This window comes from Frankia tisae (genome assembly GCF_025403405.1).
GTDB classification, from domain to species: domain Bacteria; phylum Actinomycetota; class Actinomycetes; order Frankiales; family Frankiaceae; genus Frankia; species Frankia tisai.
On record NZ_JANEZT010000490.1, the window covers coordinates 1 to 4,058 of the forward strand.

The following is a 4,058-nucleotide window of genomic DNA, read 5'->3' on the forward strand; positions in this document are numbered from 1 at the left end:
CCGCCCCGCCGCCTCCCGCCGCGCTGCCCACCGCACAGCCGGGCCCGATCGCCGTCGACGGCGCCATCCCGACTGCGCCGACTGCGCCAACCGCGCCAACCGCGCCTGCCGCGGAACCGGCGACGCCGCTGGGACCCTCGTCGCGGGCCACGGAAACCGCGGCGGCAGCACCGGTGGCCGCGCCGCCGGCCGCCGAGCCGATGCCGGCGCCGCCGCCCGCGGAGCCGATGCCGGCTGCGTCGTGGCTGGCGGAGCCGGGAGCCGCCGCTGCCGAGATGCCGACCCCAGCGGTCGCCGCGGCCGAGGCGACCGCCACGGCGCCGCCCGCAGCTGTGCCGGTGACTGCCTCGCAGTGGTCGGTGGCCGCGCCGACACCCGGCGCGGCCTTGGCAGGTGATGTCGTCGCCGGGCCGGGCCAGTGGCCCGCGTTCATCGAGGCCCACCGGCAGACCGCCCAGGTTCAGGCCGCCTACCAGCAGCTGATGACCGAGGCACAGGTGGAGTTCCTGCGCACCTCGGAGGCCATCTGCGCCCGGCTCGCCGGCGTGCCAGTGACCATTTCCCCGGCGGCCGGATACCTGCCGGCCACACCTGCGACGACCCCCGCCGCGCTGCCGCCGGCGGTCGCGCCGACGGCGTCGATGACGGCGACGGCCACGCCGCCGTCCCCACTCGCCCGGCCATCGTCCGCCGTCGTGGCGCCGTCCGTGGTGGCGCCGTCCGTGGTGGCGCCGTCCGGTGATGCTCTGACATCGGCCGGTGACGAGGTTGTGGGCGCGTCCGTGTCGCGCAGCGTCGAAGAGCTGGAGGCGTTGCTGCTTGACGTCGTCGCGGAGCGCACCGGATACCCCGTCGCGGCGTTGGCGATGGACATGGAGCTGGAAGGCGATCTCGGCATCGACTCGCTGAAGAAGGTCGAGATCCTCTCCGCGCTGCGCCAGCATGTCGGCGAGATCGGGGTCGACGCCAGCGAGAGCGACCTCCTGGCCCGGCTCACCGCGCTGCGTACCCTGGGCGAGGTCGTCGACCTTATGCGCAACCAGCCTGACGCCCCGGAACCGGCGGTGGCCGCAGTCATCCCGGAGCTCGCCGAGAGCCCCACCGGGGACGCGTCGGAGACCGCGGCGGCCACGCCGCTGCAGGGCCCGACGGGCGTGGCGGCCGATGCCCCCTTTCCGGCCGGTTCCGCGGAAGGGACCGCCGGCTGGCAGCCGCTGACCCGGCTCGTGCCGGAGGTCAGGCCCGTCGCGGCCCCGGGGCTCGAACCCCTTGGGCTGGGGGCGGGGCCGCTGACGATCGTTGACGGCGGCAGCGGCCTGGGGCCCGCGCTCGCCGACGAGCTCGACCGCCACGGCATCCGCGCGGTCGTCACCGACGAAGCGCCACCCGCCGGGGCTGGTGCGACGCCCGGCGGGCTGCCCGCCGACGCCGGCGGGGTGATCCTGCTCGGTGGGCTGGCGGACGTCGACTCCGTCGAGCAGGCCCTCGACCGGCAGAAGGAGGCCTTCGGCTGGGCGCGGGCCATGGCGGCCTCGCCGGCCGTGCACGGTGGGTTGTTCGTCACCGTGCAGGACACCGGCGCGGGCCTCGGCCTCGACGGCCGGCAGGGGGAACGGGCCTGGCTCGGCGGACTGGCCGCGCTGGCCTGCACCGCCGGCGCGGAGTGGCCGGACGTGGCGGTCCGGGCGATCGACTGCGAGCGTGCTGGACGTGACCCGGCGCGACTCGCCGCGGTCCTCGCCCACGAGCTGCGCCAGGGCGGGATGACCCCGGTCGTCGGTCTGCGCGCCGACGGCACCCGCGTTGTCCCGGGGGTGGTACCGGCCCCCTCGACGCCGGTCGGCGCGCATCCGCTGCGGCTCGCGCCGGGCGCAGTGGTCGTCGCCACCGGCGGCGCCCGCGGCGTGACGGCCGCATCCGTGATCGAACTGGCCCGGTCCTGCCAGCCGCGGCTGGTGCTGCTGGGCCGCACGCCCCTGCTCGGCGAGCCGGCCGGGCTCGCTGCCGCGACCGACGAGCCGTCGCTGGTCCGGCTGCTGGCCGGGCGCGACGGTTCGGCGGGTGGACCGGCCCGACTGCGGGCGCAGGCACAGGAGATCCTCGCCGCCCGGGAGGTGCGCGCGACCCTCGCCACCCTGCGCCGCGCTGGTTCACAGGTCCGCTACCTGTCGGTGGACGTGCGAGATCACCACGCGGTCGCCCGAGCCCTGGACGAGGTCCGTGCGGACTGGGGGCCGATCAGCGGGCTCATCCACGGCGCCGGCACGCTTGCCGACAAGCTGCTCGTGGACAAGACCGACGACGCCTTCGACCGGGTCTTCGACACGAAGGTGCGGGGTCTGCGGACGTTGCTCGACGTGCTCGTCGACGACCCGGTGGAGCTGCTGTGCCTGTTCTCCTCGGTGGCCGGCTGGTTCGGCAACGCCGGTCAGGCCGACTACGCCATGGCGAACGCGACCCTGGACCAGGTCGCCGCCGCCTGGCGGGCCGCGCACCCGGACTGCCTGGTCCGCTCGATCGCCTGGGGCCCGTGGGCCGGCGGGATGGTCGGGCCGCTGCTCGCCGAGGTCTTCGCCAGTCGTGGGGTGCCGGCAATCCCGGTCGCCCAGGGCGCGGCCGCGTTCGTCGACGAGATCACCGGCCCGCGTAGCGCCGGGACGCAGCCGCGGATCCTGCTCGGCGCCGGCGGCCCCGAGGCGCTCGGGGCCGGCGCTGGCGGAGGGTTCGGGCCGTCGGCCGCCCGGCGGATCCTCGGCCGGCTCTCGGTGCACGAACGCACCCATCCCTGGTTGGCTGACCACAGCCCGGCCGACACCGCGGTGCTGCCGCTCGCGATGGCGCTTGACTGGCTCGCCCGCGGCGCCCGTGCGCTACGCGGCGACGGCGAGGGCGGGATGGTGCTGCGCGACCTGCGGGTTCTTCGCAAAATTGCCTTCCCGCACCTGGCCGGCACCGGGCACGAGCTGTTCGTCAGCGTCGCAGGGTCCGATCCGCGGCGCGACGGCGACCCGTCCGGCGCTGCCACCGTGCCGCTGCCGGTGCTGCGCCTCGACGACGCCGACGGCATGCCCCACTACCAGGCCAGGCTCGACCCGGCGCAGCCGCAGCCCGTGCCGGCGTCGGCGTGGCCGACGCCGGAGGGCCTGGCCGAGAAGGCAGCTGAGGTGTCGACGTGCCGGGACCTGATCTACCGCAGCGACGCGCTGTTCCACGGCCCCCGTTTCCAGGCGATCCAGTGGCTCAGGGGAATGTCGGAGCACGGTGCCGAGGGATCGGTCGTCGGCGTCAGTGAACTGGCGTGGGGACTCGACGACTGGTACTTCGACGTCGCCGGCCTCGACGGCGGCATGCAGCTCGCCGGACTGTGGGCCTGGCGGGTGCTCGGCGGCGCGCTGCCCGTCGCCGTCCGCGAATGCCGCATCCACCGGCCCGGCCTGATGACCGGCGCGGCCCGCAGCGTCGTCACCGCCCGGGAGATCGACAACATCCATGCCCTGTGCGACGTGGTGATCCTGGACGACGACGCCGCCCGGATCGAACTGATCGGGGTGGAACTGGTCCGCCGCCCGGACTGGATGCCCTCGTCCTGACCCCCGGTTCGGCGTGATGGGCAGGTGTGCTTCCCTGCCCATCACGCACGCCTGTTCAGTTCATGACCGCTTCGTCCTGAGGGTCGTGAACGACCAGATCACCATCAGCCGGGTCCTCCCAGATCGGCTCCTGCCGGGGGAACTCGGCGCGCACACGCCGAATCAGTTCGACCAGCTCGGGGCAGGCCGGTTCGAGGGCATCCGCCTCCCAACAGCTACACCGAACGCCCGTCGACGATGCCGGCGTCCGCCCAGGGGACGCCGCCGCGTTCGTCGAGGCGCTGGGCGAGGCTGTAGCCGACGAGGACGATCAGGTGCAGCAGGAACAGCCAGAAGCCGACCGCGACGGCCCCGCCGATGGCGCGGATGCCGCCGAACGGCAGGCCCAGGTCCAGGTGAAACGACAGGAACAGCACGAACCCCTGCACGAAGCCGGCGACGAACGACCCGGCCGCCGCCGCCGCCCAC

Annotated in this window: 1 protein-coding gene and 2 pseudogenes; 1 reads left to right on the forward strand and 2 read right to left on the reverse strand. The window is 75.1% G+C overall.

Annotated elements, in window-relative coordinates:
• Positions 1-316: pseudogene (locus tag NBZ85_RS28600) on the reverse strand (hypothetical protein); the annotation flags it as partial.
• A gap of 22 nt (positions 317-338) precedes the next feature.
• Between NBZ85_RS28600 and NBZ85_RS28605 the strand changes: the two are divergent.
• Positions 339-3,590: an SDR family NAD(P)-dependent oxidoreductase gene (locus NBZ85_RS28605; RefSeq protein ID WP_261563059.1), complete on the forward strand. Its 3,252-nt coding sequence runs from the start codon at positions 339-341 to the stop codon at positions 3,588-3,590.
• Positions 3,591-3,805: 215 nt separating this feature from the next.
• Here the strand turns inward: NBZ85_RS28605 and NBZ85_RS28610 are convergent.
• Positions 3,806-4,058, reverse strand: a pseudogene (locus NBZ85_RS28610) (glycosyl transferase); the annotation flags it as partial.